Annotated in this window: 24 protein-coding genes and 1 pseudogene; 14 read left to right on the top strand and 11 right to left on the bottom strand. The window is 56.8% G+C overall.

Annotated features, from left to right (window positions below; translation table 11 throughout):
• The first annotated feature begins 149 nt into the window (after positions 1-149).
• From OK412_RS17675 to OK412_RS17650, 6 genes are read left to right on the top strand one after another with little or no spacing between them, the layout of a single operon-like run.
• A complete protein-coding gene (locus OK412_RS17675) occupies positions 150-1,616 on the top strand; it encodes a hypothetical protein (protein WP_033785854.1) in 1,467 nt (488 codons plus the stop codon).
• A 17-nt stretch (positions 1,617-1,633) separates the two neighbouring features.
• Positions 1,634-2,908: an ATP-grasp domain-containing protein gene (locus OK412_RS17670; RefSeq protein ID WP_010671607.1), complete on the top strand. Its 1,275-nt coding sequence runs from the start codon at positions 1,634-1,636 to the stop codon at positions 2,906-2,908.
• Positions 2,896-3,603, top strand: coding sequence for a class II glutamine amidotransferase (locus OK412_RS17665; RefSeq protein ID WP_022624802.1), 708 nt, complete (start codon positions 2,896-2,898; stop codon positions 3,601-3,603). Before OK412_RS17670 ends, OK412_RS17665 begins: the two co-directional genes overlap by 13 nt.
• 5 nt (positions 3,604-3,608) lie before the next feature.
• A complete protein-coding gene (locus tag OK412_RS17660; RefSeq protein ID WP_010258915.1) occupies positions 3,609-4,409 on the top strand; it encodes a hypothetical protein in 801 nt (266 codons plus the stop codon).
• A gap of 29 nt (positions 4,410-4,438) precedes the next feature.
• Positions 4,439-4,939, top strand: coding sequence for a YbaK/EbsC family protein (locus tag OK412_RS17655; protein ID WP_010258916.1), 501 nt, complete (start codon positions 4,439-4,441; stop codon positions 4,937-4,939).
• A gap of 21 nt (positions 4,940-4,960) precedes the next feature.
• Positions 4,961-5,872, top strand: coding sequence for an EamA family transporter (locus OK412_RS17650; RefSeq protein ID WP_122457413.1), 912 nt, complete (start codon positions 4,961-4,963; stop codon positions 5,870-5,872).
• 81 nt (positions 5,873-5,953) lie between these two features.
• Here OK412_RS17650 and ibpA read toward each other — a convergent pair whose 3' ends face one another.
• Positions 5,954-6,370: a small heat shock chaperone IbpA gene (gene ibpA, locus OK412_RS17645; protein WP_010258920.1), complete on the bottom strand. Its 417-nt coding sequence runs from the start codon at positions 6,368-6,370 to the stop codon at positions 5,954-5,956.
• 290 nt (positions 6,371-6,660) lie between these two features.
• Here ibpA and OK412_RS17640 point away from each other — a divergent pair, with 290 nt between their 5' ends.
• The gene (locus tag OK412_RS17640; protein WP_223564587.1) at positions 6,661-7,029 is read left to right on the top strand and encodes a YceK/YidQ family lipoprotein; all 369 of its coding nucleotides are present in this window, start codon (positions 6,661-6,663) and stop codon (positions 7,027-7,029) included.
• Here OK412_RS17640 and OK412_RS17635 read toward each other — a convergent pair.
• The 7 genes from OK412_RS17635 to dnaA all read right to left on the bottom strand — a co-directional run bounded on the left by OK412_RS17635 (position 7,004) and on the right by dnaA (position 16,307).
• Positions 7,004-8,263: a DUF3748 domain-containing protein gene (locus OK412_RS17635; protein ID WP_264353400.1), complete on the bottom strand. Its 1,260-nt coding sequence runs from the start codon at positions 8,261-8,263 to the stop codon at positions 7,004-7,006. The two genes, OK412_RS17640 and OK412_RS17635, sit on opposite strands and share 26 nt — an antisense overlap.
• A gap of 115 nt (positions 8,264-8,378) precedes the next feature.
• Positions 8,379-9,188: a sugar-phosphatase gene (gene yidA / locus OK412_RS17630; protein ID WP_264353399.1), complete on the bottom strand. Its 810-nt coding sequence runs from the start codon at positions 9,186-9,188 to the stop codon at positions 8,379-8,381.
• Positions 9,189-9,287: 99 nt separating this feature from the next.
• Positions 9,288-9,767, bottom strand: coding sequence for a YhcH/YjgK/YiaL family protein (locus OK412_RS17625; protein WP_010258925.1), 480 nt, complete (start codon positions 9,765-9,767; stop codon positions 9,288-9,290).
• A gap of 192 nt (positions 9,768-9,959) precedes the next feature.
• Positions 9,960-12,368, bottom strand: a complete 2,409-nt coding sequence (gene gyrB, locus OK412_RS17620) for a DNA topoisomerase (ATP-hydrolyzing) subunit B (protein WP_010258926.1) — start codon at positions 12,366-12,368, stop codon at positions 9,960-9,962.
• A gap of 18 nt (positions 12,369-12,386) precedes the next feature.
• The gene (recF, locus tag OK412_RS17615; RefSeq protein WP_010258927.1) at positions 12,387-13,472 is read right to left on the bottom strand and encodes a DNA replication/repair protein RecF; all 1,086 of its coding nucleotides are present in this window, start codon (positions 13,470-13,472) and stop codon (positions 12,387-12,389) included.
• A gap of 314 nt (positions 13,473-13,786) precedes the next feature.
• Positions 13,787-14,887 carry a DNA polymerase III subunit beta gene (gene dnaN / locus OK412_RS17610; RefSeq protein ID WP_010258930.1) on the bottom strand — a complete coding sequence of 367 codons (1,101 nt, stop codon included), beginning with the start codon at positions 14,885-14,887 and terminating at the stop codon, positions 13,787-13,789.
• Between the two features lie 4 nt (positions 14,888-14,891).
• Positions 14,892-16,307, bottom strand: a complete 1,416-nt coding sequence (gene dnaA / locus OK412_RS17605; RefSeq protein WP_031591042.1) for a chromosomal replication initiator protein DnaA — start codon at positions 16,305-16,307, stop codon at positions 14,892-14,894.
• 597 nt (positions 16,308-16,904) lie between these two features.
• Between dnaA and rpmH the strand changes: the two genes are divergently transcribed.
• The 6 genes from rpmH (at position 16,905) to OK412_RS17575 (ending at position 21,602) form a co-directional block, all read left to right on the top strand.
• Positions 16,905-17,045 (top strand): 50S ribosomal protein L34, encoded by a 141-nt coding sequence (gene rpmH / locus OK412_RS17600; protein WP_003849659.1) that lies wholly within the window; start codon positions 16,905-16,907, stop codon positions 17,043-17,045.
• A 14-nt stretch (positions 17,046-17,059) separates the two neighbouring features.
• Positions 17,060-17,419: a ribonuclease P protein component gene (gene rnpA / locus OK412_RS17595; RefSeq protein ID WP_008926396.1), complete on the top strand. Its 360-nt coding sequence runs from the start codon at positions 17,060-17,062 to the stop codon at positions 17,417-17,419.
• Positions 17,383-17,640 carry a membrane protein insertion efficiency factor YidD gene (yidD, locus tag OK412_RS17590; protein WP_008926397.1) on the top strand — a complete coding sequence of 86 codons (258 nt, stop codon included), beginning with the start codon at positions 17,383-17,385 and terminating at the stop codon, positions 17,638-17,640. The genes rnpA and yidD overlap by 37 nt, the downstream gene beginning before the upstream one ends.
• 2 nt (positions 17,641-17,642) lie before the next feature.
• Positions 17,643-19,289: a membrane protein insertase YidC gene (yidC, locus tag OK412_RS17585; RefSeq protein WP_010258933.1), complete on the top strand. Its 1,647-nt coding sequence runs from the start codon at positions 17,643-17,645 to the stop codon at positions 19,287-19,289.
• Positions 19,290-19,381: 92 nt separating this feature from the next.
• Positions 19,382-20,746 carry a tRNA uridine-5-carboxymethylaminomethyl(34) synthesis GTPase MnmE gene (gene mnmE / locus OK412_RS17580; RefSeq protein WP_010258935.1) on the top strand — a complete coding sequence of 455 codons (1,365 nt, stop codon included), beginning with the start codon at positions 19,382-19,384 and terminating at the stop codon, positions 20,744-20,746.
• A gap of 265 nt (positions 20,747-21,011) precedes the next feature.
• Complete coding sequence (locus tag OK412_RS17575) at positions 21,012-21,602, top strand: malonic semialdehyde reductase (RefSeq protein ID WP_010258936.1); 591 nt, start codon at positions 21,012-21,014, stop codon at positions 21,600-21,602.
• 68 nt (positions 21,603-21,670) lie between these two features.
• Here OK412_RS17575 and OK412_RS17570 read toward each other — a convergent pair whose 3' ends face one another.
• Positions 21,671-22,138: a helix-turn-helix domain-containing protein gene (locus OK412_RS17570; protein ID WP_033759357.1), complete on the bottom strand. Its 468-nt coding sequence runs from the start codon at positions 22,136-22,138 to the stop codon at positions 21,671-21,673.
• A 123-nt stretch (positions 22,139-22,261) separates the two neighbouring features.
• Positions 22,262-22,636 (bottom strand): DUF4440 domain-containing protein, encoded by a 375-nt coding sequence (locus OK412_RS17565; RefSeq protein WP_264353398.1) that lies wholly within the window; start codon positions 22,634-22,636, stop codon positions 22,262-22,264.
• A 220-nt stretch (positions 22,637-22,856) separates the two neighbouring features.
• Between OK412_RS17565 and OK412_RS17560 the strand changes: the two are divergent.
• Positions 22,857-23,606: pseudogene (locus tag OK412_RS17560) on the top strand (4'-phosphopantetheinyl transferase family protein).
• Between the two features lie 36 nt (positions 23,607-23,642).
• Here OK412_RS17560 and OK412_RS17555 read toward each other — a convergent pair.
• Positions 23,643-24,956 carry an NCS2 family permease gene (locus OK412_RS17555; protein ID WP_010258938.1) on the bottom strand — a complete coding sequence of 438 codons (1,314 nt, stop codon included), beginning with the start codon at positions 24,954-24,956 and terminating at the stop codon, positions 23,643-23,645.
• Between the last annotated feature and the right edge of the window lie 106 nt (positions 24,957-25,062).

The raw sequence follows: 25,062 nt of genomic DNA, 5'->3' as shown, positions 1-25,062 counted from the left end.
CGCTGATCTGTGCATATTCAACAGAGTACATTCAAAGTACTTTAGGCTGCATCTCTTAATTATTCATAACGCTAAACGGCCCGGCGACCCCGTCAGCCCCGGGCTTCAGACCATAAAGTGATTCTTTTCACCTGAGGAAAACGTGAGAAATGAATAATCTGCCCGCCATGATGAAGGAGATGGAAGCGTATCTGTCACCCGCCATCATTGAGTCCGCTCAACGCTGCTCTCTTCGCCTGCTGGCAGCGTTGCCGGATCAGCAGCAGCTGGAGAATAACCGTGTGCTGCTCGCCTATGGCGGAGGAAAAGATAGCAGCTACATGGTGGCTTACGTGCGTTACATTCAGGGACTGATCTGGCAGCAGCAGGGCAGCACCTTTCATCTGCGGATCAGCACCAATCGCCATGCGGCGATGAATCAGAGCGTAATGGAGAATATCCACCGCGTTTATCAGTCGCTGGCGATGCATGACGATGAGCGGGTGGAGTGTCTGGTCGTGGATGGCCTGCTGATCCGGCCGTTTGACCGCGACCTGCCGATGCCGGAGAGCGTGCGGCAGCAGAACCGCAATGACGTGCTGATGAATGGCCACCGGTTTCGCGCCGACGCGCGCTCGACCTTCTGCAACGCCTGTAATCTCAGCATGGTGAACTCCTTTGGCCTGGCGGCAGACTACAACGGTGGCGTGGATCTGATTGTTACCGGCGACTCGCCACAGGAGCAGGCCGCCTATGTCGCCTGGGCGCGGCACCTCTCACGGCTATTTGATGCGCCAGTGGCGGACAAAACCCGGGGCTTCAGCGGGTTTCTGCAGACGCTGGATGGTGTGGCAGAGCGCTACTTCAGCGATGTTTATGGCGCCGATCAGCTGACGCCTGCGCACCGCATCACCCACCAGCTGGCGCGCAATCCACTGTTCTTCAACATCTATCAGGACACCGCCTATGAAGCGGGCGCGCACTGGGCACTGCTCAGCGAATTTATGCGCTTCCGTTTTGATGCGCTGATGTTCAGCTTCTCCGAATCCGACTGCGGTAATCCGACGCTGATGGCACACCTGCGCGGATTGCGGGCAGAAACGCTGCTGCAGCGCCACTATGCCGAAGGGATCCGCGAATATGTGCGCTTTGCGCTGGGACTGATGGTGAAGAAAGATTTTCCGCCCGCGCTAATCGATGAGATGGCGGCACGCTATCAGGATGACGCCGCGATCCAGCGGCAGCGGCAGCGCGCGGCGGACTTCGCCATACAGGCGTTTGACCTCAGCGAAGATCAGCTGATCTGCATGATCTACTCCCCGTTCCTGGCGCAGGGAGAGCAGCTCGGACACTGGCTGATGCAGCAGCAGATTACGCTGGATGAGGCGGCCATCCGCGATCTGCTTGAGCAACGCAGTGAAGATCGCGCGCTGGCACAGCAGTTAACCCGGCTCTCCGGCATGACGCTGACGCAGATGCGGCACTGCTGGCAGAGCAAGCCGGTCAGTTCGCTGCTGGAGGGCAAAAGCGCCGATCCGCTGTCGCGCGTGCTGCGTTTTGATCCCCACAAAGCGGTGATTCAGGTCAATAACGGTGTACTGAATGACATCGTGACAGAAATCATTTCCGGGCGTTAACCCGGTAAGGCGAGGCGATGAAAAAGATTTTTCTGCAAATTGGCGCCACCCGCGACGGGCAAAATCCTTACTGCGCGGTGGCGAAGCGCGACGGCTATTTTACCGTGCTGGCTGAAATGGGTGATTTCGTCGATTACCAGTCGTTAAGCCTGGCTCTGCCGTTTGATCTGATCATTCGCCTCGATCGCCCCGAAAATCCCTGGGAGGTGATGCAGGCCTATCTGCACGCCGGTTTACTGGCGCATCCGCTGGTGGTGCTGGCGGGCTTTGAAGCCTACAACGCCAGCGCCGGACGACTGCGCGAGATGCTGGCCGGGCCGGATGCGCCCGCTGCCTTTATTCCGCTGGATAAATATGCGCAGCGTATGGCGCTGAAAAAAGCCTGGCCGCGCTTCCCGCAGCCGGAGTTCCGCTTTTTCGCCTCGCCGCTCAGCATTCTGGATGCCGGACAGGCGCTGATCTATCCCTGCGTCGTGAAGCCGGTGGATGGCGGCGGCGGCCTGGGCATCTGGCTGATTGAGCATGCCGATCAGCTGCATAGCGTAGTGAAACAGCTGGTACAGACCATGAATTACGGCGGACGCGGCTTCAGCGGCTTTATTGTGGAAAGCGCGCTGATCGGCGATGAGTTTTCATTACAGGGCGTGGTGCATCAGGGACATCCCCAGGCGCTGACCTGCTGCCAGAAGGTGATTGAGCAGCACCGGGATGCTGAGGGCTGCGTCAGCTTTTATGAGTCGGGGCATGTGGCGATGGCGGCAGCGGCCCTGCCGGTCTCGTTCAGCAGCCTGATGACATTCTGTTGCGAAACCTTTGGCTACCGTCAGGGTGCATTTCATATCGATTTTATTGTGGTCAACGGCGTGCCACATTTCCTGGAGATGGGGTTCCGGCTCTCCGGCATGGGCGTGGCGACGCTGGTGCAGGAGGCGACTGGCATCAACTGGGCGGAAGTCACCTTCCGGTTAGAAGCGGGCGGCGCGTTACCTGTCTTTGCCTTCACCACACCCGGTGCGGTCGGCCAGCTGCGGTTGCGGCAACCGGCGCAGCTGCAGGCTGCCGAACGCTGGATCGATCAGCATCAGCAGGGCGCGTTGTTACCGCCACTCAGATTGCCTGCGTTACAGGTTTCGTCACGCTCATCGCTCTATGCCGACCTGACGCGTCACGCGGGCATTCTGGCCACTTTCAGCCTGACGGCCACAGCGCGTGAGCCGATTATGACCACTTTTCAGCAGGTGATTGCCGCGCAGCCGGTGGCGGCCGGGAGAGATAAAGTATGTGCAGGATGATTCTGGCGCATGGCCGGTTCGACAGCGCAGAAATTCTGGAGGCGGCGCGCGCCATGAGCTGCGGTGAAAGCGCCGAACACGATGGCCCGATCAAATCACACCCTAACGGCTGGGGCTGTCTGTGGCTCGAAGAGGGTGAGATTCGTACCCTGCACGGCACCGGCGCGTTCGCAGAAGCGCTGCCCGGTATCGATGTGGATCGGCTGCGCAGCCGGTTTCTGGCGGTGCATGTGCGGCACGCCACGCTGAGTAAAAATCAGGGACTGGCGTTTTCTCATCCGCTGTGGCGCAACAGCGCCGGACATCAGTGGTACATGATGCATAACGGCTTTCTGCCGACGATTTACCGCCAGCTCGGTCTGGCCGAATCGCGCTTCGATTCAGAAGAGTATCTGCGTTATCTGGTGGATCAGACCACGCCTGCCGATTTCACCCGCGACTATCTGCGCGCAAAGATGGCGCAGGTAGAGCCGGGCGGCAGCGCAGGGAATGCCATTTTCGTCACCCGTGACAAAGCCTGGGCGTGGCAGTGGTATCCGCACGACACGCCCTGGCCCGACTATTTTACGATGCATTTTCAGCAACAGGATGGTTGCACGCTGATCGCCTCTGAACCCGTGGCAATACCAGGCAGCGCTGGCAACTGGCGGCGAATGAACAATCATGAACTCTATGAAATACCGTTTAGGGAGTGATAAACATGGCAATTTTCAATCAGTTCCGCGTGATTAATCCCAACATGTTTGTGGAATCGACCTGGCTGGATGACATCGTTACCGCACGGGTGCCGCTGCTGGTGTTGCGTAATTTCCTGACGCCAGAGGTGCGGGAAGCGGTGGTGACCGACCTGCAGAGCTGCCGGGAAAAGATCCGTGTCTCCCACTATCCCAATGGCGCGCTGACCACGCTCGGCCCCTATCTGGCGCGTCATACTGCGGCTCCCGATAACTATTTTACCGAGCTGCGCGATATCCAGCCGGCGTTGCCGCCCTCACTGAATACGCTGCGCGAACAGATTTACCGCTGGGTTCAGCATGCGCTGCGGCTGGAAAGTTTACGCATCGCCCACGAACCGGGTAGTGGAGACTATGCCGGTTCTATCGTGCGCTTTCATGCCAATGGCGTCGCGAACCCGCTGCATAACGACAATATCGTGCGCGACGCCGCAGAGACTTCGCTGGTGGTGACGCAAATCCTGCATCAGCTCAGCTGCGTGGTCTGCCTGCAGGAGTGCAACGCGGGTGGGGCACTGCGCATCTACAACAAAAAGTGGTCGCCAGAGGATGAGCAGTTCAAAACCGCCGGGGAGCTGGGTTATCGCAGTGGGGTGATTGAAAACAGCGAGATCTGCGAATTTTCACCACGCAGTGGCGATATCTATCTGTTTAATCCTGCGTTTTATCATGAGATCGATCGGGTCGAAGGCGATACCCGTATCACCATGGGTTTCTTTTTCGGGCTGACCGATAAAAAAATGAAACACGCTATCGCCTGGAGCTAAGCCGGGCTGTGCCAGAACAGGAGAAGGGAATGACGACGTTTGAAAAAATTACTGCGCTGCTGGATCAGCAGCAGGCCAGCTACCGCGTGGTGGAACATGAGGCGATAGGGCAGACCGAACAGATCAGCCAGATACGCGGTAACCTGCTGGGTCAGGCGGCCAAAGCGATGGTGCTGGAGGTCAGCATGCCGGACGGTGCGCCATCGCGTCAGCTGCTGGCGATAGTGCCGGGCGACTGCCGGATCAATTTCAAAAGTGCGGCGCGCGCCATCGGCGGCAAAAAATCCTCTTTTGCTGCTCCGGAGCTGGCGCAGGCGCTGACGGGCTGTGTGATGGGCGCGGTACCGCCGTTTAGTTTTGATGACCGGCTGGCGCTGCGGGTGGATACCCGGCTGCAACAGGTCGGAACGTTATGGTTTAACGCGGGCGAGCTGGATAAGTCGATCGCGCTGGCTGTAGATGATTATTTTCGCATCGTGGGTGAAGGCTGCTGTGCCGATATCGCGACCCCGATTGCGGTCACCGCCTGACGGCAGGACAAGGAGTTTCTGATGTCGGTAAAAGATATGCTGTTAGCGCTGTGCGTGGTGGTGGCGTGGGGCGTCAATTTTGTGGTGATCAAGCTGGGGCTGCAGGGTATGCCGCCTTTTTTGCTCGCCGGGCTGCGTTTTACCCTGGTCGCCTTTCCCGCCATTTTCTTTGTGCGTCGCCCGCCGATTCCGCTGCGCTGGCTGGTGGTTTATGGCATGACCATCAGTTTTGGTCAGTTCGCCTTTCTGTTCCTGGCGATCAAGCTCGGCATGCCTGCCGGTCTGGCCTCGCTGGTGCTGCAGGCGCAGGCATTCTTTACCCTGTTGCTGGGCGCGCTGTTGCTGGCGGAGAGGCTGCGCTGGAATCATATTGTCGGGATTATCATCGCTACGCTGGGGATGTTTTTGCTGGCAACGGCAGGCATGGAAGGGCAGACCAGCGCCGGTATCACGCTGACCACCATGATGCTGACGCTGTCGGCGGCGCTCTCATGGGGGCTGGGTAATATCACCAATAAGATTATTATGCGGAACCGTAGCGTGCCGATCATGTCACTGGTGGTCTGGAGTGCGCTGGTGCCGATCGTTCCTTTCTTTGCCTGTTCGCTGCTGTTTGATGGTCAGGCCGCCATCGTTAACAGCCTGCTGCATATCGGCCTGCAGACCGTGCTGGCGCTGTTCTATCTGGCATTTGTCGCCACCATTGTGGGTTACGCCATCTGGGGGAATCTGCTGAGTCGCTACGAAACCTGGCGCGTCGCGCCGCTGTCGCTGCTGGTGCCAGTGGTGGGGATTATTACCGCCGCGCTGGTGCTGGATGAGCATCTCTCCGGGCAGCAGATGCTGGGTGCGGTGGTGATTATTCTGGGGTTACTGGTCAATGTGTTTGGTGGCGTGCTGGGTCAGCGTTTAGCGATGCGAACGCAGCCGTAAGGACAAGTCTGCCTTCAGATATAAGGGCAAAAAAAACGCCGCTAACGCGGCGTTTTTAATGACTATTTCAGAACCTCAATATTACTTCAGAATCTCAATACGGCGTGGTTTCGCCTCTTCCGGCACCAGTCGTTCAAGATCGATGCTCAGCAGACCATTTTCGAGACGGGCATCGCGCACCACAATGTGGTCGGCGAGCTGGAATTTACGCTCGAAGTTACGCTCGGCGATACCCTGATACAGGTATTTACGCTCGGTCTGCTCTTCAGGATGGGCACCCCGCACGATCAGCACGTTATCGTGCGCCGTGATATCCAGTTCGCTCTGAGCAAAACCGGCCACCGCAATAGTAATGCGATAGTGATTTTCATCGACCAGTTCAACGTTATAGGGAGGATAGCCGCCATTGCTCTGATTCTGATTAGATTCGAGCAGGTTAAACAGGCGATCAAAACCGATAGCAGAGCGATAAAGTGGGGTGAGATCAAAATTACGCATATTAAGACTCCTGAATTTCAGCAAGTTTTGGCAACCTTCCACTACTGGACAGGCTGGATACGGCACCCCACTGTCCCTTGCGGCAACGGTGAGTGCGTCCGTAAACTAAAAATGGGTGCCACAAGACCATTTTCAAGAGGGTGAAATGCAATTTTTTTCGCCAATTTGAGGAAATGACATACACTCAGGACTACATTTGCCAGACCCAGACGGACTTCGCCCCAGAGTGTTGACGTTGTCTGGCAAGCAAACTCAGCCAGGCTTATGCCATGACTGAAGGGATGATGATGATGAAATTGATGAAGACCTTACCTCTGGCTGGAGTGGTGTGCTGCGCAATGGCAACAACCGGCTGTTCCAGCGTGATGTCTCACACAGGTGCGAGTCAGGGCTACTATCCAGGCACCCGTGCCAGCGCTGATATGCTGTCCGATGGTGATACCAGCTGGGCGCTGAAGCCGCTGGCGTTAATCGATCTTCCTTTCTCTGCTGTGCTGGATACGCTGCTGCTGCCGTGGGACTACTACCGCAGCGACAAAGATAAATCTCTCGACTCTCCACGTGAACGCATCCTGCAGAGCGAAAGGCTGGCGCATACGCAGGAAAGCCTGGCGCAGGCGCAGCCTATGCCTCCTATGCGGTCACTGCCGCAACCGTAAAGAGTTGCCGCCAGCCATTCACCTCACGCATATAAGCAATCTGTGTAACATCAGGTGACCAGACCACCGCGTCACCTGATGGCGCCTCTTCCGTTCTGCGGGTCAGACGCTGACACGCGCCGCTCTCAACGTCACATTGCATCACGCTGTTATCGCAGACAAAAGCGATCGCCTGGCCGTCAGGATGCCAGCTAAAGGCGGACTGAATGCTGTGGCTGAGTCGGGTGATCTGACGCGGTTCGCCGCCGTTGGGGGAGACCGTCCAGAGCTGGATCACCTCTGCGGCATCCGCCATCAGAAACGCTATCTGGCTGCCATCCGGTGCGGCGCGCAGCCAGTGGCGAGGTTGCAGAGCCACACCACGGCTGTGCGTCAGGCGACGCTGCTGCACGCCAGCCGGTGGCGCAGGTAACTGCTGGCTGCTGCCCTCCAGCGGCATTTCTCCGGCGCGGGCGTAATCCTCCAGCGCATCAGGCAGATCAACAATAAAAACTTCAGGCCGTTTTTCGCCCTGCGCCGTCAGCGTGTCGCCAATAAAGGCGATCGCCCAGCGCTGCCAGCTGCCGTCCGGCTTCTGGTAGCCACGCTCACCGACCCAGCACTCCTCACAGGCACGATTAATCTGGTCACTGCCTGGCAGCGGTTCCGCATGCGTCTGGCTCACCAGCAGGCAAAAAAAGGTGCCGTCATATTCGCGCGGATGTTGCTTTTCGGGCGTTACAGCGCAAAGGGGCACCGCGATGCCGACGTTGCGCAGATCGAGCCGGCTATCCAGTTCGTGCATCACGTGGTCATTGTAGGTAAAGCTCAGGCGAGAACCATCGGGACTGAAGACATGTACATGCGAGCCGCCACGCAGCGCGCCAGGAGTAAACGGCGGCGTGATATCGCAGGCATCCAGATTCACCGCTGCACCGTTCTGAACGATCACCCCGCGCCGGTGGTGGAAGTCATACTGCCAGCTGGCATCGGGATGTTCCGGGCCATGAATGCAGACGTAGCGCGGTGGCAGGTCGGGACTGACCGTGACGACGCCAACATGGGCACCATGCCGGGCCTGATAGAGCACCTCCACCTCACCGGTCATCACATTGACCCGCTCAATGGTCTGACTGGTAAACGATGCGCCCGATGGACGAACGTCAAACGCCAGCCACTGGCTGTCGGCAGTCCAGACATTAATATTGGTGAGCTGATGCTGACGGGCAGCAAAGGTGATCTGTTTTTCTGACATGATGAAACCCACGGAGAAAGAGTTGCCCGACAAATTACGCGATTCTGTTTTGCGGTGCAGCATTTTTGCCGGGTTAGGGGATCCGGGCCGAAGCGGCCCGGCAGAGAGCAGGCCGTTACAGCACTAACTCTTCGATGGCATGCGCGACGCCATCTTCCATATTGGTTTTGGTGATGAACTGAGCAATTTTCTTAACAGAGTCAATGGCATTCCCCATTGCGACACCCGTTCCTGCGTATTCAATCATCGCCAGGTCATTCTCCTGATCGCCAATCGCCATCACTTCTTCCTGCTTCAGGCCGAGCTTCTCAGCCAGCATTTTGACGCCCTGGCCTTTATTCACCCGACGATCGAGGATTTCCAGGTAATAAGGCGCGCTCTTCAGGATGGTGTAAGTCTGCTGAGCATGCCCGGGCAGGCGGGCAATCGCTGCGTCGAGCAGAGCGGGCCGGTCGATCATCATCAGTTTCGGGAAGCGCATGGCACGATCCATCTCCTCCACCGCGCGGTAGCGCACCGGAATGCCGGTCAGGCTCGCTTCATGGATGGTGTATTCGCTGATGTCTTTGTTAGGGGTATAGAGATGGGTTTTGTCGAATGCCTGGAAATGTACGCCAAGCTCATGCGCCAGGTTCTCAATGTAGAGGTAGTCGTCAAAGGTCAGCGTCACTTCCGCCACGCACTCACCATCTTCGGCCTGATGAACCAGCGCACCGTTGTTGCTGATCGCGTACTGGCCGGGCGTCTGCATATCCAGTTCCATGAGATAGCGCTGGATACCCACAAACGGCCGGCCGGTGGTCAGCACAATCGACACCCCTTGCTGACGGGCGCGATCCAGGGCGGATTTCACCGCCGGTGTGATCTCATGTTGCGGGTTGAGCAGGGTGCCATCCATGTCGATAGCGATCAATTTAATAGCCATAGAGTCCTCGTAGCGTCTGGGTTTTGTTCAATGCTAGCGCGATTCAGCGCACATTGACCAGTTTCATGGCAGGCGAGAACGGCCAGCTGACCACCAGGTTCAGGCGGTAAAGAGATCGCGGTGGATTTTAATCACGGCTTTTCGGATTGTTGCGGGTTCGCCAGGGGCGCAGCAGGGACGATGGATATCGTGCGGGAAAAAGAGCGCGAACATGCCGGGCATCAGCGTAATCACAGACTCATTCAATATCTTCTGATAAAAAACGACGTCTCGCTGCTGGGCAAAATCTTCGGTGATGTGCTGGTCGGGATGGGCGCGGGCCACGCCAATATTTTCGGTGCCTGCCAGCAGATACTGAATATCGATGTAGTTGAAGTGGGACTCCGCTTTACGCGCGCTGGCCGGTTCGGTCATCATCTCCTGCACCAGACAGAACATTTTGTTGTCGGGCAGGATCTCATATTTGCCGGTTTCCAGCTGGCTGAAATCTGTGCTGGCAATCCAGCTTATCGCCTGATCGACTACCGGATGAAAGGCGTGACGTTCTCTGTCCCAGTCGTGACGATCGCAAACAATCATGGTGTAACTCCCTGTGTGGAATAGTGCGCGGTAAATGCGCAAAGAGGGGCAAGAGTAAGGGAGCTGACCGGGTTAAAACGTGATCGGGATCGCAGCATGCGGGCAGGAAGGCACGCCCTGGCGGGTTTTCCGCCCGGACGGCACAAAAAAAAGGCCATCACCTGGGTGATGGCCTTTCATCGCTGATGCCGGTTAAATATCGATATTGGCGGCTTTCAGCGCATTTTCTTCGATGAAGGCGCGGCGCGGTTCAACCGCATCGCCCATCAGGGTAGTGAACAGCTGATCAGCGCCAATCGCATCTTTAATGGTAACGCGCAGCATACGACGGCTGTCTGGATCCATGGTGGTTTCCCACAGCTGCTCCGGGTTCATCTCGCCCAGACCTTTGTAGCGCTGGACCGAGAGGCCGCGACGCGACTCTTTAATCAGCCACTCAATCGCCTGTTCGAAGCTTGCCACTGGCTGACGACGCTCGCCACGCTCGATGTAAGCATCCTCTTCCAGCAGACCACGCAGTTTGCTGCCCAGGGCGCAGATTTTGCGATACTCAGGACCCTGAATGAAATCAGCATCCAGCGGATAGTCAGTATCTACACCGTGGGTACGGACGCGCAGTACCGGCTCGAACAGGTTTGATTCGCGGTTTTCACGCACCTGTGCCAGATAGGTGCTGCCATGCGCTTCGCGCTCCGTCAGATAGCTCACCAGACCATTCAGCCAGGTTGTAACCTCTGCTTCGCTGGTCAGGTCGCTCAGCGTGTCGTGATAAATCATCGCACGCAGCATGGCCATCGGATAACGGCGCTCCATACGCTTGATCATCTTCTGGGTGCTGTTGAAGTCAGTGACCAGCGTCTCCAGCGGCTCACCGCCCAGCGCCGGCGCGCTGGCATTGGTGTGCAGCGTCGCGCCATCAAGCGCGATAGCGATCTGATATTGATCCATCGCTTCATCATCTTTGATGTACTGCTCCTGCTTGCCTTTCTTCACTTTATAGAGTGGCGGCTGGGCGATATAAACGTGGCCGCGCTCAATGATTTCAGGCATCTGACGATAGAAGAAGGTCAGCAGCAGGGTACGGATGTGCGAACCATCGACGTCGGCATCGGTCATGATGATGATGCTGTGATAGCGCAGCTTGTCCGGGTTGTACTCGTCGCGACCAATACCGCAGCCCAGCGCGGTGATCAGCGTGGCCACTTCCTGGGAGGCGAGCATTTTGTCGAAACGCGCTTTCTCAACGTTAAGAATCTTACCTTTCAGCGGCAGAATCGCCTGGTTTTTACGGTTACGGCCCTGTTTGGCCGAGCCGCCTGCGGAGTCACCCTCCACCAGGTAGATTTCAGACAGCGCCGGGTCGCGCTCCTGGCAATCCGCCAGTTTGCCTGGCAGACCCGCCAGGTCCAGCGCGCCTTTACGGCGGGTCATTTCACGGGCGCGGCGTGCCGCTTCACGGGCACGGGCGGCGTCGATGATTTTGCCGACTACAATTTTGGCGTCTGATGGGTTTTCCAGCAGGTATTCAGCCAGCAGTTCATTCATCTGCTGCTCAACCGCTGTTTTCACCTCGGAGGAGACCAGTTTATCTTTGGTCTGCGAGGAGAATTTAGGATCCGGCACTTTCACCGAAACCACAGCGATCAGACCTTCACGGGCATCATCACCGGTGGCGCTGACTTTGGCCTTCTTGCTGTAACCCTCTTTTTCCATGTAGGCATTCAGGGTACGGGTCATCGCTGAACGGAAACCGGCGAGGTGTGTACCGCCGTCGCGCTGTGGGATGTTGTTGGTAAAGCAGTAGATATTTTCCTGGAAGCCGTCGTTCCACTGCAGCGCCACTTCCACACCAATGCCATCTTTCTCGGTAGAGAAATAGAACACGGTAGGGTGAATCGGGGTTTTGTTTTTGTTGAGGTACTCAACAAACGCCCGGATGCCGCCTTCATAGTGGAAGTGATCGCTTTTGCCATCACGCTTATCATCCAGACGAATCGACACGCCGGAGTTCAGGAATGAGAGTTCACGCAGGCGTTTCGCCAGGATGTCATACTCAAAATCGCGCACGTTGGTAAAGGTTTCGTGGCTCGGCCAGAAACGCACACGGGTCCCGGTAATGTCGGTCTCACCCGTTACCGCCAGCGGTGCCTGCGGTACGCCATGGACGTAAATCTGCTGATGCACTTTGCCTTCGCGACGAATGGTCAGCTCCAGCTTCTGCGACAGGGCGTTAACCACGGAGACGCCCACGCCGTGCAGGCCGCCGGAGACTTTATAGGAGTTATCATCGAACTTACCGCCAGCATGCAGCACGGTCATGATCACTTCAGCGGCAGAGATGCCCTCTTCTTCGTGAATACCGGTAGGAATGCCGCGTCCATCATCCTGCACCGATACGGAGTTATCGGCATGGATGGTGACCACAATGTCACTACAGTGACCAGCGAGCGCTTCGTCGATTGCGTTATCCACGACCTCGAATACCATGTGATGCAGACCGGTACCGTCATCGGTATCGCCGATATACATGCCCGGGCGTTTGCGTACCGCATCAAGTCCTTTCAGGACTTTAATACTTGAGGAGTCATAAGAATTCGACATCAACGTTTCTCGCTCATTTTAATCTTCAGGTTGAACCGCTATTTTACCCTGTTCCACGCGGAACATCTTGCCCTTTTCGTCGGTCATGTCGATTACATGTCCGGCAGAAATTGCGCTGACAAACACCTGAGCCTGAGTGGCTTTTAACCGTTCCGCCAACAGGCGTCGGCGGCTCTCATCCAGCTCAGAAGCAAAGTCATCAATAAGGTAAATACAGCGGCGTCCGCTCTGGCTTGTCAGGAACTCGCCCTGTGCCAGACGCAATGCACACATCAGCAGTTTTAACTGCCCGCGTGAGAGTAAATCTTCTACCGGCGTCCCTTCAGCCCGAATACGAAAATCCGCTTTATGGGGACCGCTGGCGGTATAGGTCAGTGCGCGATCGCGCTCGAAGTTACGTTCCAGCAGTTCGGCGTAGTCGCTCTCTTTGTCCCAGCCACGCTGGAATGAGAAGCGCAGCTCAAATTCCGGCAGAAACTGGCCACAGGTGGCGGTGATTTCCGCGGAAATCGCCGCACTGTATTCCGCCCGCCACTGGCTGATCTGTTCAGCCAGCGGAACCAGCTCCTGATCCCAGGGACGAATCTGGCTGTAACGTGAGACCTGGCGCAGCGCCGCGTTCCGCTGTTTAAGCAGGCGGCGCATGTTGTTCCAGGCGTTAAAAAAGCCGGGGGTGTTATGAAAGCAGCCCCAGTCGACATAGGCTCTGCGATATTTGGGGCCGCCATTCAGCAAACTAAAGCCTTCAGGGGTGATTAACTGCATCGGCAACAGCTGCGCCAGCTCCGCGACCTTGTGACCATCGCTGCCATCAATGCGCACTTTGCTGTCACCGGCACGGTTTTTGGTCAGCCCGACTGAAATTTCCCGCTCTTTGTTTTCCAGACGCCCATGCAGCACAAACGCCGCCTCGTCGTGACGAATCACGCGTCCCGCCTGCAGGCTGCGAAACGAACGGCCATGCCCCAGAGTATGAATCGCTTCTAAAACGCTGGTTTTACCACTGCCGTTGGCGCCGACCAGGAAATTAAAGCCGGGTGCCAGCTGCAGGTCAGCCTGCTCAATATTACGAAAATCTTTGATAAGAAGGCGGGTTAAAGCCATGAATCAGTCCAGCGTGAAGGGCAATAAAGTTTTGGGCCTGGCGATCCAGGGCGTCAACGGCAAAGCAGGTTTGCCCGATACCTCAGTCACCAGGCCGTCGGCGTCGCAGCTACGTTGCGCCCCGCCAGCGCACAGCCACCGGAGCGTACTGAAGTACGTGAGGATGGCGAGCACTGCCGGGGCACAACGTAGCAAGTAAGCCAGGCCGATATATTCTACAAGAAGCGCGCAGGCCCTGGGAGCATACTGAAGTATGTGACCAGGGGCGAGCACTGCCCGGAATCAGAATGGCAAGTAAGCCAGGCCGATATATTCTACAAGCGCATGGGCATGACGACATAGGCCGCTGCCGGACTCGCCACATCCTCAATCTGCACGCTCGACACTGAATCGGTCAGCAGCAGACGGACGTTTTCGCACTTCAGCGCGTTCAGCACATCCAGCACGTAACTGACGTTGAAGCCAATCTCCAGTTCCGTGCCGTTGTAGCTGACATCCAGCATCTCTTCCGCTTCTTCCTGTTCAGGGTTATTGGCGGTGATCTTCAGCTGATTTTCGGTGATATAGAGCCGAACACCGCGGAACTTCTCGTTAGAGAGGATAGCGGCGCGGGCAAAGGCCTGTTTGAGCAGATCGCAGCCCGCTTCCAGCGCTTTGTCCGGATTCTTCGGCAATACGCGACGATAATCGGGGAAACGGCCATCAACCAGCTTAGAGGTAAAGATGTAGTCGCCGACATGCGCACGGATATTGCTGCCGCCAATCTGAACCTGCAGCGGAGTATCGCCGCCATCCAGCAGACGCAGCAGTTCAATCACGCCTTTGCGCGGCACAATCACCGAATGACTCGGCAGCGCCTGACCAATCGGCATGGAGCAGACAGCCAGACGGTGACCGTCAGTGGCCACGGTGCGCAGCTCTTCCCCTTCGGTTTCAAACATCATGCCGTTGAGGTAGTAACGCACATCCTGATGCGCCATCGAAAACTGGGTGGCTTCAATCAGCCGTTTCAGCGTTGCCTGTGGCAGGGTGAATTCAACCTCACTCTGCCAGTCGTCAAGATTCGGGAAGTCACTGGCGGGCAGGGTCGACAGCGAAAAACGGCTGCGGCCAGAGCGCACCAGCATGCGATCGCCTTCCAGTGCCAGAGTAATTTCTGCGCCATCCGGCAATCCGCGGCAGATATCGAGGAATTTGCGCGCCGGAACGGTGGTGGATCCAGGCTCATGTGCCTGAGTCAGCGCCACGCGTGCGACCATCTCCATTTCCAGATCGGTACCGGTCAGCAACAGCGAACCTTCAGTTACCTGCAGCAGCAGGTTTCCAAGGATCGGCAGCGTCGGACGACCACCCAGGGGACCACTTACTTGTTGCAGCGGCTTCAGCAGCTGCTCACGTTCAACAATAAATTTCATAGCGTCAGGAAGATAATGTTCTGATGAGATTAGAGAAATCTTCTTTGATATCGTGGCTCTCTTCACGCAGCTGCTCAATCTTGCGGCAGGCATGAAGCACCGTTGTATGGTCGCGACCCCCAAAAGCATCGCCAATTTCTGGCAAGCTATGGTTGGTTAACTCTTTCGCCATCGCCATCGCCATCTGGCGCGGACGTGCCACCGAGCGCGAACGGCGCTTGGAAAGCAGATCCGCCACCTTAATTTTGTAGTACTCAGCCACGGTCTTCTGAATATTATCAATGGTGACCAGCTTTTCCTGCAGCGCCAGCAGATCGCGCAGCGCTTCGCGCACGAAGTCGATGGTAATCGCCCGGCCAGTAAAGTTGGCATTGGCGATCACGCGATTCAGCGCGCCTTCCAGCTCACGCACGTTAGAGCGTAACCGCTTGGCAATAAAGAAGGCGACTTCACCAGGCAGACGGATGTCGTTCTCATCCGCTTTTTTCATCAGGATCGCCACACGCGTTTCCAGCTCAGGCGGCTCGATCGCCACCGTTAAACCCCAGCCGAAACGTGATTTAAGACGATCTTCCACCCCGTTGATCTCTTTTGGATAGCGATCCGAGGTGAGGATGATCTGCTGGTTGCCCTCTAATAAGGCATTAAAGGTGTGGAAGAACTCTTCCTGCGATCGCTCTTTATTAGCAAAGAACTGAATGTCATCGATCAGCAGCGCATCTACCGAACGGTAGTAGCGTTTGAACTCTTCAATCGCATTGTTCTGCAGTGCTTTAACCATGTCCTGCACGAAGCGCTCGGAGTGCATATAAACCACTTTTGCATTGGGTTTACGGGCAATGATGCCGTTGCCCACCGCATGCAACAGGTGCGTTTTACCGAGACCGGTGCCGCCATACAGAAACAGCGGGTTATAAGCGCCGCCTGGATTATCCGCCACCTGACGTGCCGCCGCGCGCGCCAGCTGGTTAGATTTACCCTCGACGAAGTTATCGAAGTTATGACGGTTATTCACATTTGAGCGATAGGTCACGTCGGCTGGTGCCGGGACATTATCCCAGCTGGGACGCATAATCTGCGTCGGGGCCGGACGAATATGGCTCTGTACGGGCATCACGGGCGCGCTGACGCTGGCCATTACGGGCTGGCTGACCGCTGCCGCCTGCTGCTGAACCGGGCGCGTTCCCACTTCAAAACGCAGTGCGGGCACGTTTGGACCGCAGAATTCATTCAGCAGTGCATTGATACTATTAAGGTATTTGTCCCGAACCCAGTCGAGTACGAAGCGATTTGGAGCATACAAGGCAAGCGTATTGTCGTTTAACTCAGCCTGTAGTGGACGGATCCACATGCTGAATTCGGTGGCAGGAAGCTCATCCTGCAAACGGGCAAGACACTGTTGCCAAAGCGTAAGTGACACGGCGGACTCCACTCGTACAAATTCGAAAAGAATAGTAGGCGTTACTCTAAGAAACGTTCATTTTTGACACAGACGCTAAGAAAGCGCCTGCGACCGCTATCAGCGGTTTTCCGTCCTGCAATCACCGGAGGATCGTCAGCGGAAGGGCGGATCATAGCGCAAAGCGAGGCAGAGATCTTCCCTTTCTACACAGTTTTGATCCTTTTTATCCACAGGCCAGAGGCGCGCAAAGAAGTTTACGCCAGTTGCGGGAAAAACCAGCAGGGATCTGGCGCAATCCATTAAAATTTCGGGCGACATCTCATTTTATCCCCAGGATCCGGCCAGCCGATCGCAATAAGATCCCGTGCGATCCTTGCGCTTTAGTGCGGAGCCCGTATAATTCTCCACCCGACATTGAGCCATCAGGCGCAAAGTCGGGACTCTGCGGGCTGTATGCGGGTTTTCAGGCACTATGACACGCGAAGTAAATTGACTCGGGACTGTACAATTATTACAATCCCGCCTCTTTATTAAAGACACATTGAGGCGTAGGTCGATTTTCTGGCCCGAAACGCGTCACCCAGTGAAAATTTTCAAGTTTAGGTAGAAACCGCCATGAAACGCACTTTTCAACCGTCCGTACTGAAGCGCAACCGTTCACACGGTTTCCGTGCTCGTATGGCAACAAAAAATGGTCGTCAGGTTCTGGCACGTCGTCGTGCTAAAGGCCGTTCTCGTCTGACCGTTTCTAAGTAATAAAGCAAGCCCTGATGGGTAAGCTCGCATTTCCCAGGGAGTTACGTTTGTTAACTCCCACTCATTTCACTTTCGTCTTCCAGCAGCCACAACGGGCTGGCACGCCGCAAATTACTATTCTCGGCCGCCTTAACGCGCTGGGGCATCCCCGCATCGGTCTCACCGTCGCTAAAAAACATGTGAAACGCGCTCATGAACGCAACCGGATCAAGCGATTGACCCGCGAAAGCTTTCGTCTGCGTCAACATGAACTGCCGTCGATGGACTTCGTGGTGGTCGCGAAGAAGGGGGTTGCCGATCTGGATAACCGTATGCTGGCGGAAGCGTTGGAGAAATTATGGCGTCGTCACTGTCGCCTGGCGCGCGGCTCCTGATCGTCCTGATACGCGTCTATCAACGCGGCATCAGTCCATTACTGGGACCACACTGTCGGTTTCACCCGACCTGCTCTCATTACGGAATTGAGGCATTACGCAGGTTCGGCCTGATAAAAGGCAGTTGGTTGACATTAAAACGCGTATTAAAATGCCACCCCTTGAACCCGGGTGGTGACGATCCTGTGCCGCCAAAAACCTTTGATACCAGAGAACATTAACGATGGATTCGCAACGCAATCTCTTTCTCATCGCTTTTCTGTTCGTGACCTTTATGATCTGGCAAGCCTGGCAGACGGACCACGCTCCGCAGCCACAGCAGACGCAGACCACACAAGGCACAAACAGCGTAGCGGGTGATACCGCCAGTCAGGGTGTACCGGCCAGCGGTCAGGGCCAGACGATCACCGTTAAGACTGATGTCCTGTCATTGAATATCAACACCCGAGGCGGTGATGTTGAACAAGCACAGCTGCTGACTTTCCCGGACAAACTGGGTTCTAACCAGCCGTTCCAGCTGCTTGAAACAACGCCAGCGTTCCTTTATCAGGCTCAGAGTGGTTTGACCGGTCGTAATGGCCCGGATAACCCGAACAACGGCGCGCGTCCGCTGTTCAACGCTGCGCAGGATCACTTCGAGATGGCTGATGGCCAGTCCGAACTGCGTGTGCCGATGACCTACACCGCTGAAAATGGCGTGGTTTACACCAAAACCTTCATCTTCAAGCGTGGCGAATATGCCGTTAATGTCGATTATCATGTCAACAACACCACCCAGCAGCCGCTGGAAGTGTCGCTGTTTGGCCAGCTGAAGCAGACCATCGATCTGCCTAAGCATCGTGATACCGGCAGCAACAACTTTGCTCTGCACACCTTCCGTGGCGCGGCCTACTCCACCAGCGAGTCGAAATATGAGAAGTATAAATTCGACACCATCGCGGATAACGAGAACCTGAACGCCACCACCAGCAATGGCTGGGTTGCGATGCTGCAGCAGTACTTTGCAACAGCATGGGTTCCGCGTACTGAAGGCACCAACACCCTTTACACCAGCAACCTGGGTAATGGCGTGGCGGCGATTGGCTATAAATCTGCACCGGTCACCATTGCCGCGGGCGCACAGCAGAATCTGGGTGCAACGCTGTGGGTCGGCCCGGAAATTCAGGACAAGATGGCAGCGATTGCGCCGCACCTTGATTTGACCGTGGATTACGGCTGGTTGTGGTTTATCTCTCAGCCGCTGTTCAAACTGCTGAAATTTATCCACAGCTTCATCGGTAACTGGGGCTTCTCCATTATCGTGATCACCTTCATCGTGCGCGGCATTATGTACCCGCTGACCAAAGCGCAGTACACCTCGATGGCGAAGATGCGTATGCTGCAGCCGAAAATTCAGGCGATGCGTGAGCGTCTGGGTGATGACAAGCAGAAGCAGAGCCAGGAAATGATGGCGCTGTATAAAGCAGAGAAAGTGAATCCGCTGGGTGGCTGTCTGCCGCTGGTGATTCAGATGCCAATCTTCCTGGCGCTCTACTACATGCTGTCAGGCTCGGTTGAACTGCGTCATGCGCCATTTATTCTGTGGATCCATGACCTGTCAGCGCAGGACCCGTACTACATCCTGCCGATTCTGATGGGCATCACCATGTTCTTCATTCAGAAGATGTCACCGACCACCGTGACCGATCCGATGCAGCAGAAGATCATGACGTACATGCCGGTGATTTTCACCGTGTTCTTCCTGTGGTTCCCGTCAGGTCTGGTGCTGTACTACATCGTCAGCAACCTGGTCACCATTCTCCAGCAGCAGCTGATTTATCGCGGCCTGGAAAAACGTGGTCTGCATAGCCGCGACAAGAAGAAAGCGTAAGCGATCCAGAGCGGGAGCAATCCCGCCCTAAAATAGTCTATTCTCAGGCGGTCAAAGCGACCGCCTGTGTTTTTTGTAGCGAGAGAAAATTTATGAGCCACAGCGATACCATTGTTGCCCAGGCGACGCCGCCCGGACGCGGCGGCGTAGGCATTCTGCGCGTCTCTGGCGCCCAGGCGGCAGAGGTCGCCCGCCAGCTGCTGGGCAAACTGCCTAAGCCGCGTTACGCCGATTATCTGCCGTTCACCGATAGCGATGGCCGCGTGCTGGATCAGGGCATTGCGCTGTGGTTTCCCGGTCCTAACTCCTTTACCGGTGAAGATGTGCTGGAGCTGCAGGGCCACGGCGGCCCGGTGATCCTCGATCTGCTGCTGAAGCGCATCGTGGCGCTGCCGGGCGTGCGTATCGCTCAGCCGGGTGAGTTTTCAGAGCGTGCGTTTCTGAATGACAAGCTCGATCTGGCGCAGGCCGAAGCGATTGCCGACCTGATTGATGCCAGTTCGGAGCAGGCGGCGCGTTCGGCCGTGAACTCCCTGCAGGGCGTCTTCTCCACCCGTATCAATCATCTTGTGGAAGCACTCACTCACCTGCGGATCTATGTCGAAGCCGCTATCGACTTCCCGGATGAGGAGATCGATTTCCTCTCTGACGGCAGAATCGAAGCGCAGCTGAATACGGTGATCGGCGACCTGGATGCCGTCCGTGCCGAAGCGCGTCAGGGCAGCCTGCTGCGTGAAGGGATGAAAGTGGTGATTGCGGGCCGGCCTAATGCGGGCAAATCGAGCCTGCTGAATGCGCTGGCGGGCCGTGACGCCGCCATCGTCACGGATATCGCAGGCACCACCCGTGACGTACTGCGTGAGCATATTCATATTGATGGCATGCCGCTGCATATCATCGACACCGCCGGTCTGCGTGAAGCCAGCGACGAAGTGGAGCGCATCGGGATTGAGCGCGCCTGGCAGGAGATCGAACAGGCTGACCGCGTGCTGTTTATGGTGGACGGCACGACGACCGACGCCACCGAAGCGGCGGCTATCTGGCCCGATTTCGTCTCTCGTCTGCCGCCCGAACTGCCGATTACCGTGGTCCGCAACAAGGCGGATGTCACCGGGGAGTCTCTCGGTCTGACAGAAGTAAATGGTCACTCACTGATTCGCCTGTCGGCACGCACCAGCGCGGGCGTGGACGAGCTGCGCGATCACCTGAAGCAGAGCATGGGCTTCGCCGGCAATATGGAAGGCGGCTTCCTGGCGCGTCGCCGTCATCTGCAGGCGCTGGAGCTGGCGGCAACGCACTTACAGCAGGGTAAAGCGCAGCTGCTCGGTGCCTGGGCCGGTGAGTTACTGGCGGAAGAGTTGCGTCTTGCCCAGCAGGCGTTAAGCGAGATCACCGGCGAGTTCACTTCTGACGATTTGCTGGGTCGCATCTTCTCCAGCTTCTGTATCGGTAAATAACCTTGCTGGCCTGATAGCGACCTGCTGTCAGGCCAGATTTCCTGCCACGCTGCCTCCCTGTTATTCCCGCCTCTGCGTTGATTCTTGCTGATATGTTATTTTGCGGCGGCACGGCATTGCCGTATAACGGTTGAAGCGCCGATCTGACGTGCGGCGACGGATTGCGGTGAATAATCCCCGCCTTATCCCGCCGCGTCGGACCGGACGCAAACCCACTACGTGAACACCGTTGGGCGAACTTTTTCGCCTGAAACAGGAGAGTTGCATGAGTACACCGCTCGACACTGCCGCACTGGACACGCTGTTTAATGACGCCCGCACCCATAGTTACTGGCAGGCTAAGCCCGTCGATAACGCCCTGCTGGAGCAGCTCTATGCTTTAACGGCGCTGGGCCCGACCTCGGCGAACTGCTCGCCTGCGCGATTTGTTTTCGTGACCTCGGCGGAAGGCAAAGAGAAGCTGAAACCGGCACTCTCTTCCGGCAATCTGGAAAAAACCATGAGCGCGCCGGTCACGGTGATTGTGGCCTGGGACCGCGAGTTCTATGAGCAGCTGCCCGCCCTGTTCCCGCATGCTGATGCGCGCAGCTGGTTTACCGGCAGCCCGGAAGCGGCAAAAGAGACCGCTTTCCGTAACAGCAGCCTGCAGGCGGGCTACCTGATTCTGGCGGCGCGTTCGCTGGGTCTGGATGCCGGTCCGATGTCCGGGTTTGATCCGGCCAAAGTCAATGACGCCTTTTTCCCCGACGGTCAGTATCAGGTTAACCTGCTGATTAACCTCGGCTATGGTGACGCGTCAAAACTGCATCCGCGCCTGCCGCGACTGAGCTTTGAGCAGGCGAGTCGTTTCGCCTGATGCTGCCCGCGTCGCGAGTCGAATCGCGACGCGGATGACCTTAAACAGCGTGTCACCCTCCGAACCGTTCAGCGGCGCAGCATTTTTTGCAGGCGCTTTTGCTGCCAGCGCTGCGTCAGGCCATGAAAAACAAAGGTCCTCAATGCCCGGACAAACAGCACCGCTCCCCAGATCGCTGCGACCCAGAGCGACCAGTGATCATCCGGTGCCGTCACATGATTAAGCACAAACAGCAGTCCGCAAACCACTACTGCGGTAATCAGTGAACGGTAAAAGCGCGCCTCACCGAGGAGCCTGCTGCGTGCATCAACAATCCGCTGATCCAGCGCCTGATCCTCCCCGTTCTGTGGACCGGTCAGATCAGCAACGTTCACTTCAAAGACGGCAGCCAGTGCACTCAGTGTTTCCAGCCCCGGTCGCTCGCCATTTTCAATCCGCTGCACGGTGCGGGTGCTCAGTCCCGCCATTTCTGCCAGTTGTTCCTGTGACCACGCCCGGGCCAGTCGATGTTCTTTGAATCTGTTGATGCTGCTCATTCGTATTCTCCGTAGTAACAGACAGGAAGGAAAAGTGTGCGGCGAAACGTCCGGCAGTAACACGATCCTGACCCGACAGCAGCCTGACACTCGCATGACAGCAGTGTCACAGCCTGCTCGTTGTCAGTAATGAGGCTCGCGGATAAAACCCGGTTCCGCTGCAGGCGTCCCCTGATGAAACACCATTCGCCAGTTCTGCTCCTCGCGCAGCCAGTGTGAGGCGCGCAGTGCGGCCCGACTGCCATCGGCATCACAGCTCTGGTAGTGCAGTATCAGACTCCTCTCGCCCGTGCTCACCAGCTGAAAGTTACTACTAAGCATATCGGGCATCGCATCTTCTTTTATCAGCGCCGCGATGGTCTGCGCGCGAGTCACAAAGCGTCCTGAACGGGTTATCTCACAAAAGTCAGGATGGAGTATCTGCTCCAGCCACGCCAGTTCCCGTCGCCTGGCACTGTGCAGGCTGCGCTCTCGTTTCACCATTTCGTCCAGCAACATGGCTGACCCTCCTGTTATTCTGTGCTGACAGGCAGCGGCAATAATTCCTTTAAGCTGTTGAAGATGGGCATCGTGACGCTTCTGTCCGGTTAGCTCTCCCTCGCGACTCTGCTCATCCTAATCCGAATTTACCCCAATCTATGCGTTGCCAGGTGCATTAAGGTAAGAAAATTCCTACAATGCTTCTGATGATTATCTGACCATTTTCACGGAGCGACAGATGGCTGGTCATTTTGTACGCTGGACGGGCGATCCCGGCTTCCCGGCTAATGATTTACGCATTCCCCAGGCTATCACCGACACGGCACAGCAGTTTGCTGACAAACGCCGTGGGCGATTTCTTGCCGCCCGTACCCTGCTGGCACAACTGATGCTACGGGTTTATGGCATTGGTGAGCTGCCGCGCCTGCTTATCCAGAGCAACGGACGCCCCGTTTTTGCTGACAGCGATCTGCCCGATTTCAGCATCGCCTATGCGGGCAATACGGTGGGTGTGCTGCTGGCCGAAGAGGGCGGACGTGCCGGTCTGGATATGGAGATTGTGCATGCCAGAAGCCGTTAGACTCAGGAGCAGCTGATTCAGGGATTAACCTCGGGCGAGATCGCCTGGATCAATGCCCAGCAGGATGCCATGGAGGCGGTGACGCAGATCTGGACATTACGCCAGAGCATTCTCAAGCTGACGGGAGAGGGCGATCGGGGACTGGATTCGCTGCGCCTGTTGCCCGGTGCGGGTCGGCTGCGATCTTCACTCTATCCCGATATTCAGGTGGTGTGCGATGCGGAGCCCATGCTGGTCTGGTCGTGTGCGCTGTCGTCTGCGACTCAGCGTCTGCATCTGTGGGAGATGGATAACGCCTTTCAGTGGCACGCATTACGCGAAATAGAGATGGGTAAGCCCAACATCGGGCCTCATGCTCTGCGGCTGACCAGCCTGCCCAGCGAGCGCAGCCTGCATCCTGAAATGTAAAAAGCCGCAACCCGGAGGTTGCGGCCCTGAATGCGCTTAGTGCGCGTCTACAAAGACAATCTTCAGCACAAACAGCAGAGCAACAATCACTACGCAGGGGCTGATTTCACGCCAGCGGCCAGTACCCAGCTTCATGACGCAGTAAGCGATGAATCCCAGCGCAATGCCTTCGGTGATGGAAAAGCTGAAGGGCATCATGGCGGCGGTCACAAACGCCGGAACGGCTTCGGTCAGATCATCCCAGCGTACGCGCGACAGGCTGGCGGTCATTAACACCCCAACGTAAATCAGCGCGCCCGCAGCGGCGTAGGATGGCACCATCGCGGCCAGCGGTGACAGGAAGGTCACCAGCAGGAACAGCAGGCCGGTGACCACGGCCATCAGGCCGGTACGGCCACCAATCGCCACGCCCGAGGTGCTTTCGATATAGGCGGTCACGGATGAGGTGCCTGCCAGCGCGCCACTCACTGAACTGATGCTGTCGACATAGAGCGCCTGCTGCATGCGCGGGAAAGTGCCGGTTTCATCGGTCAGTCCCGCTTTGTCGGTGACGCCGATCAGCGTGCCGGAGGAGTCGAACAGATTGACCAGCATAAAGGAGAAGATTACGCCTGCCATGCCGATGTTGAAGGCGCCTTTGATATCCACCTGGCCAACCACAGAAGTAATGGAAGGCGGCGCAGAAAACAGGCCGACAAACTTCACGTCGCCCAGCATCCAGCCGATAGCGGTGGTAACCACCATCGAGATCAGCACTGCCGCGTGGATATTGCGTGATGCCAGAATAGCGATGATAAAGAAGCCCAGCGCGCCCAGCAGTACGCTGTGCGAGGTCAGGTTCCCCACGGCCACCAGGGTATCGGGATTCGGCACGATAATACCGGCATTCTTCAGCCCCATCATGGCGATAAACAGGCCGATACCGGCGGTAATGCCGACGCGCAGGCTCAGCGGGATATTGGCAATCATCCAGTAGCGAACCCGCAGCAGCGTCAGGATCAGCAGGCCGACCGCACCCCAGAAGATCGCGCCCATACCCACCTGCCACGAATAGCCCATCGCACCGACCACCACAAAGGCGAAAAAGGCGTTCAGCCCCATTGCGGGCGCCAGCGCCACCGGCAGATTGGCAAACAGTCCCATCAGAATGCTGCCGAAAGCGGCAATCAGACAGGTGGTCACAAACACCGCCTGGGTATCCATGCCGGCGACGCCGAGGATCTGCGGATTGACGAAGACGATGTAGACCATCGTCAGAAAGGTGGTGATACCCGCGATCACTTCGGTGCGCACCGTGGTGCCATGTTCCTGCAGCCTGAAGATGCGCTGCAAAACGCCTTGCTTGCTCATGCCATCCATCCAGAAGAAAAAATCATCGGCGCGTATCCTGGCGATTTTACCGGGGCAATACAATGATTTTTCGCAACCGATTGCCAGTCTCGCAATCTGCGCTGAG

Origin of the sequence: Pantoea sp. JV6, assembly GCF_025910055.1 — a bacterium.
Classification (GTDB): domain Bacteria; phylum Pseudomonadota; class Gammaproteobacteria; order Enterobacterales; family Enterobacteriaceae; genus Pantoea; species Pantoea agglomerans.
Note: the sequence above shows the minus strand (reverse complement) of the source record. Positions and strands in the feature narration are given on the sequence as shown.